The sequence below is a fragment of the Acinetobacter sp. YH12251 genome (assembly GCF_013417465.1).
Lineage (GTDB): Bacteria > Pseudomonadota > Gammaproteobacteria > Pseudomonadales > Moraxellaceae > Acinetobacter > Acinetobacter amyesii.
This window is the reverse complement of the sequence record NZ_VPDZ01000035.1, coordinates 1-6,715: the sequence shown is the minus strand read 5'-3', so window position 1 is coordinate 6,715 and position 6,715 is coordinate 1. Positions and strand designations below refer to the sequence as shown.

Annotated in this window: 5 protein-coding genes; 1 reads left to right on the top strand and 4 read right to left on the bottom strand. The window is 33.7% G+C overall.

All coding sequences use genetic code 11. The features are described 5' to 3' along the window. Nucleotides 1–369: 369 nt before the first annotated feature. The 4 genes from FTV27_RS16690 to FTV27_RS16675 are packed head-to-tail and all read right to left on the bottom strand — an operon-like array spanning nt 370 to nt 5,394. The gene (locus tag FTV27_RS16690) at nt 370–1,410 is read right to left on the bottom strand and encodes a fimbrial protein (RefSeq protein ID WP_180079320.1); all 1,041 of its coding nucleotides are present in this window, start codon (nt 1,408–1,410) and stop codon (nt 370–372) included. A 2-nt stretch (nt 1,411–1,412) separates the two neighbouring features. Continuing rightward, nucleotides 1,413–4,010, bottom strand: coding sequence for a fimbria/pilus outer membrane usher protein (locus FTV27_RS16685; RefSeq protein WP_180079319.1), 2,598 nt, complete (start codon nt 4,008–4,010; stop codon nt 1,413–1,415). Nucleotides 4,011–4,057: 47 nt separating this feature from the next. Further along, entirely contained in the window at nt 4,058–4,768 is a 711-nt protein-coding gene (locus tag FTV27_RS16680) for a molecular chaperone (RefSeq protein ID WP_257230051.1), read from the bottom strand. 20 nt (nt 4,769–4,788) lie between these two features. Further along, on the bottom strand, nt 4,789–5,394 hold the full coding sequence (locus FTV27_RS16675) for a fimbrial protein (protein WP_180079317.1): 606 nt from the start codon (nt 5,392–5,394) through the stop codon (nt 4,789–4,791). 494 nt (nt 5,395–5,888) lie between these two features. On the opposite strand from FTV27_RS16675, the gene FTV27_RS16670 reads away from it, so the two are divergent. Next, nucleotides 5,889–6,017, top strand: a complete 129-nt coding sequence (locus FTV27_RS16670) for a transposase (RefSeq protein ID WP_180079316.1) — start codon at nt 5,889–5,891, stop codon at nt 6,015–6,017. Nucleotides 6,018–6,715 lie beyond the last annotated feature (698 nt).

The following is a 6,715-nucleotide window of genomic DNA, read 5'->3' as shown; positions in this document are numbered from 1 at the left end:
CAAATGGCGATTCAGCGTTTAATTGGTTTTGGGAAAAAAGAAGAGTTTAAGGAAATTTTGGCAATTTTAAGAAAGCAGAATCCTGATAGGATAAGGGTTCTGTGAAATTTGTCGTGTACAGAGAAATGCATTATAAGCTAGGTCAGGAAGAAACCTTCTCGGATTAAATATTAGTGATGTTATCAAAGGATAAATCTCCATTTTTAACCTGCTTTTTATGGAAGGACTAGCCATGAATGCGTAGCCTACTCAATAAATTCACAAAATTAGGCCGACCGCATATTCAGGTTGCACCCTAAATTTAAGTTAATTAGAGGAAACTCTCCCTTTTCAGCTCTTTATACAGCAAAGCTGATTTAACTAAAAGTTTTAATCATAAATTAGGTTAATCACACTTACACTTTTAACAATGCCAGGTGTAACCGGTATTACATCTGCGTAATATGATGCATTAAATGATTTACTGACAGATTTAGAGCTACTAAGCGTTCCAAATGCAAACTTATTATTTAAATTTAAAGGGCCAATAGGTATAGGAACGTTTGAAGTATCTGTTAATTTAATTTTAATATTTGATCCGCCAGATGTCGAATCGATACCATTAAGAAGAATACCATTCTGATTACTCGCACTTGTATAATTATCAGTAATTGTTGCTGAGTAACGTGTATTCGCAGCATCATCATTACAAATGGCAGTTATCGTTAGACCAGTTGCCCCGCCTAAAGACCCAATACTTGGAAAATCAGAGATTCTCATTGAAGGAAGGTTGACTGCAGGGCTATTTAAAGTACATGTAGATGAAGTAATCGTATATGTAAGGCTTGGAATCGTAATTGGTTTGCTGGCTGATCGGCTTCCTCCTGTAGCAGTATATGTGCCCAAAATTATATTGCTAATACTATATGTACCAGGAGTCAAATTTGTACCCCGTATAAGCACACTGACATCTTCTAATCTCATCCCGCGAGTGTCACTACTCCCAGTATACATATTGATCTGATTTCCATTATTAACTGGATAGAGCTGGGCGATATCCTGATTATCTTTTACGCTAAAAGCGATATATACTTGCGCAGGATTTGCTGAAGTCGGTGTTGCAGAATTTGAGATATGAAAGTAAGTTCTACCATTAAGAATAATAACATCAGTAGTACTTATTGTAGCAATAGATGTTCCCCCTAAAATCCTAAATATATTAGAGCCAGAGTTAGTACAATTATTAATAATTGTTCCATAACGGTTAGGAGTAACTGAAGGTGTCAAAATTTGATTGTTTGCATTTGACTTAAAAGAACCAAGATTCGCAATTGTAAAAAGTGGATTCTCTGTTCTAGTTGTATTACAAGCATAAACAGCACAGGGAAATGATAAAACCAGAATCCCTAAAACCAGAAGTATTCTCTTCATTATTAATGGCACTCCACGTTTAAAATTTCAAAATGATAGTTCTTCCTTGTTGGCTTTGCTTTTAAAGGAGGAATAGGATCAATTTCACAACTCTGGTTCATTTCTGTTCCCCAAAGAACCTTCAAAGGCTGCTCAAATACATCATTTCGATTTTCAAGAATCACTTGATTGGATTGCCCCATCATTCCTAATACGGTACCATCACTTTTTAAAACCTGACTGCCAATAGGCAATTTGACGCTATTCTTAATCATTATTCTAAGTAAAATATTTGAAGTCTGTTTAGCATTAAATACTGCTAAAGTTGAACTATATTTTCGAGGAATAACTTTAATTTGATTTGATTCTAAAACTACATCTATCGGCAGATCTTGCGGATTTACACTAATGTCATTCTCACTGTAAGCCGAGCTTGTTGGATAAATAGCATTACCGAATCTATCAAGTTTTACACCCCATGCATTATTTAATCTTGCACCACCACCATTTTCCACATGCACAATGGTGTAGGTATCTGCAAGTGTATTGACTGGGGTAATACCATATTTGTGCGCGACCAATGCACCTTTAGCAGAGAAAGAGTAATGCTGCTTATCATCAGTAGCAAAAACTGTAGCGCCTAATGAAACTTTAGGTAATAAATAATTCGCATTAGCTTGGATTGAAGTTTCAGCATGATCATGATAGTAGGTACTTAAGATGCCCGCACCAAAATTGAAGTTGTTCAACTCACCCAAAGAACCAGATACATTTACATTCCCAGTAGTAAAATCATTGTCATTCTGAGTAGTCTGAATATTTGAAGTCAAAAATAGTTTACTTTTCCTCCAGTCCAAAGGCAGAGAAAAACTTAAATAAAATGTTTTATCATCTTCATTAAAAGATGAATAATCAGTTTGTGAATAACCTAGTGTATAACCGATTTTATTCCACAAATTACTGTAGCTAATATTAAATTGCTCAGCATCTTTTGCGCTATCCCAATATGTATTTTTTGAATAACCAAAACTAAAATTCGACGAATTATTCAAAAACTTATTTTTCATAAAATTAATAGAAATCTGATCTTTCAAATTATTTGTTATTCTGTAGTTATTCTGCTCAGAATCTGTAAGGTATTCATAATTTAAGCGAGAAAATGTATTTGAAACAGTTAGGTAGCTTTTACTTTGATGTAGTGCATTTAAAAATACACTAAAATCATATTTATCAAAATTATACCGATAATCGAAATTATATTGCTCACCATTGAATTTTTCAGAGAAAACTTTAGCTTGGCTTGAGCTAAACTTAAGGTTTATCCCGCCAATACCAGAATTGATAGCAGCACCAAATAATAAACTATTGTAATTTTCAGAAAGATTGATACCACTTAACAATGTTAGATTATTATTCATACCATAGCCATAATTTAATTGTGATATTAAATCATTTGTCGTCTTATTTAAAAAATGATAATTACCAATAGATGCGCTATAATTATAGCGACCAGGTTTAATCATATATACATTCTGCTGCACAGGAACAGTGTAGGTTTTTCTTTCACCACTATTTTCTTCAATTTCAACAATTAAATCACCACTACCTATAGAACCTAGATCTGTTAATTTAAAAGGGCCTGCTGGAACCGTTTTTTCATAAATTTTTACACCATTCTGAAAAACTTTTACCACTGCATTTGAATTAGCAACATTTTCAATAACTGGTGAATAAATTTGCTGTGACCAAGGAAGCATCGTTTGATCTGAGGCAATTTGCACACCTACAATTGGCAGGCTATCAAGCTGATAATTTTGAGTATTGAACTGTCCTAGACTTAAACGAGAATATATTGGCAATATATCTGTATGCAAAACATTTTCATAAGATGTATAGCCCCCTAATCCTGAGTCATTAGAATCAAAATTACCTTGATGCCTAAAATACCAGCCATTAAAATTGACACCACCGCTTACACCCAAATACTGAGTAGTTCTATCATCATTATGAAAAGTATTATAATTATATGAAATAAATCCAGAATTCACGCCTTCATCAAATAACTTTGGATTTATATACCCTTCAGGATGTTCATTTTTTATTGCTTGAGGTACATATAAGTTTAATACTAATTTAGAGCTATCCATATCATAGTAGGCATTTTTATGTATATCATTTATACTTAAGCATTCGTCATCAGGTAATTTGGATAATACTTTTTCATCTAAATCTAGATAATTAAGCAAATCTTTATCGAGACACAAAAATGCTACTTGATCATTTTTTTTCTTGATGAACCTAACTTTAGTATCTGTAACTTTTAATTTATTGATATTTAATTGAACATAGTAAGTACCTTCTTGAATTGTATTTTTACTTTTAAAGCTATCTAAGTTAATGTTTCTATTATCTTGCCCATATAAAGAACTAGGATTGAAGTAAGCAAAATTTGATGCATCTAATACTTGTGTTTTTTCAATTTCATTTACATCCAAACTACTACTTATTTTTACTTTATTAACAGAACCTTGGGGATTTTTAGTAGCTGCTATGTTGTTCGAGTGTGAAACTACTGGCATAAACATTAAAATATAAAGAACATTATATTTAAAATTTTTCATTACTCACATTCCAATAAAACCAGCTAGTTACCGAAAGAAAAATAAAATTAATTCAAAGTTTTAGTAAATTTTTGAACACCACCCAAGTCGTTTAATACTGAATAATCAACTTTATTTAAACTTTTAGGGAGTTTAATCTCGTTAATTATTTGACTGGAAAATGGATTGACCATTATTGCTCGCGTTATATTTTTTTCATTAAAATCATCACTAGCTACAATATTTACAAATGTAATAAAATATGGGGTTGGATTTTTAACTTCTAATCCGCCATTTACTTCACTAATCTTAAATTGAACTTGACTATAAGTACCTTCATCTGCCATCTTAAGCTTACTTGGCCTATAAAATAATTTAATTCGGGTTCTTACAGTAAATGACAGTAAGTTTTTATTTGCCAAATTCTGATTATCTGGTGGAATATCCAGCATATTGAACCAGAATAAAGTTTCTCTATCTTCAGGTAATTTGGGAGATCCCGTTTGGATAATACGGATTATCTGACCCTGATTTGGTTCAACTCGGCTTAATGGCGGAGAAATAACAAATGGTATTTTTTCTGCTTCAGGAATTTCACTTAAATCCCCATCATCAATCCATGTTTGAACTAGTGCTGGGGTGTTGAATTCATTTCTAATTTGCACACCAACATTTGATGAACTTGCAGGAAAAACGATGCGTGTTCCATCAATCGTTACTCCCGCCACGGCAAAGTGAATACTGCATGCTGAAAGCAATGATAAAATAATTTTACGCATCATTTTTCCTGTTCTAATTATTATGGGTAAGTAATATTGTAAGTTACTACTGCTGTAACATCCTGAGCTTCTGGGATTACTGAACCAGTTCCAGCATAGTACTGAGCGGCATAATAAAAACGGTTATTTGTAGAATCATAAGCCGCTTTCGCTTGTGTCGCTGTATTACTGTAATCTACAGCTACGCCCGCGCCTGTTGAGTTTGGTTTAGCTAATATTTGAATATATGCAGGATTAGTTGCTGATTTTGTCGATGCTTTGTTTAATAAAGCCGTTGTTTCATCACTTTTATAGTCAGATGCATTCGCTGTACTTAGAGTAACTACTGGAGCAAGATTTGCACCTAAACCAGCAGCGGTATAGCAAGCTGATCCATCAGTTTTTGTTAATCCCACGTTGAAAGCTTTCAAGCCGCTTACACGATTTAAACTTGTAAAGTTTGAGCTTGGAATAGTATTCAAAGTTACTACTACATTTCCTGTTCCAGTTGCTGTTGAGTCAGCGCCTGAAAGAACACAAGTTTCGTTATAGATTTTACCATTAATTGTAATAGTCCCTGAGGCTGCTAATGCGATAGTTGACATACCCAATGCAGATAAAGCTACCAATGTACTTAAAGCTTTCATTATTTAACCCTAATAAAGATAGATGATTGTTAGACTTGTTAGATAAAACATATAATTCAGACTTATAAGCTTACAAAACCAAACCCATATGCACATTATCCAACTAGAATAGTACATTAATTATACACAATGCATCAATCAAAACATCACTTTTTATAATTAATGTTAAAAAAATCTCATTTATTTGTGATGTTTTATTAATTTACATTAAAAGCTTTTGATCAATCAAAAAAATCTATATTTTATCGATTACTATTACTAAACAATCATGCATAATCTATAGCTGAAATAAATTGATTCTATGAAGCTTTCTAAAAACTTTTTTAGGAAATATACAGGCATCTTATGGTCAACTTTTTATTTAATAGTTGAGTAATTACGGAAGCATGCTTTGAATATCCACCAAAATTCTAGACATACATCACCATCATTTTGAACTGCCACCATTCTCCTAGACAAATTTCGTCTATTATTTTTGCATAGAAGAGGACCTTATGAGTGGACAACGATACACCTCAGAATTTAAAGATGAAGCTGTTAAATTGATGACTGGGTGTGGCTATTCTGTCACTTATGACGCAGAGCGTTTAGGCGTACACAGCGCAGCATTTATAAATGGCTAAAGGCCGTACAGCCTTTGCATAACAATTCTGATGAAAATGAACTGTTCGAAGCAATGAGAGAAATTCTATGCCTTAAAAGTCAGCTAAAACAAACTGAAGAGGAACGGGATATCTTAAAAAGGCCGCAAGGTACTTTGTAAGCCTGCTCGAGTGAAGTATCAGTTTATCCTAGGATACAGACATCAATTTAAGATTAAAACGATGTGTCGGCCCTCGTGCTGGTTACTATGCCTGGTTGAATGCACCCTAATCAGGCAGGGCCATTGACGAAAAACAGCTATTGCAACTGATCCGGTCTTCTTATGATGTTAGCTATGACATTTATGATTATAGGCGTGTCACGCTGGATCTAAAAGAACTGGGTGAAAGCTGCATATCTAGTCTTGTGCGGAAGAACAATAGTATTGCTACTGTTCGAGGATATAAAAGGCATAAAAGCTATGTTCACGATCGTCCTAAGATTGTGCCACCTAAACATTTAAATCGAAAGTTTATTGTAAACACACCTGATTGATCCCTATTGGATGACTGATACCCCAACCTTGGCAAGAGTCACAGAGGTGGTCCCACTTGTTTGAACAACTAAAAGCGTATTTATAAGTGATATTCCGCTCTAGTTAAGCCACCTTGTTTTGTTGGGGTAGCTGATCATAGTAAAACTCATTTGGTGTCATTTTGTCTAGACTCGAATGAGGTCG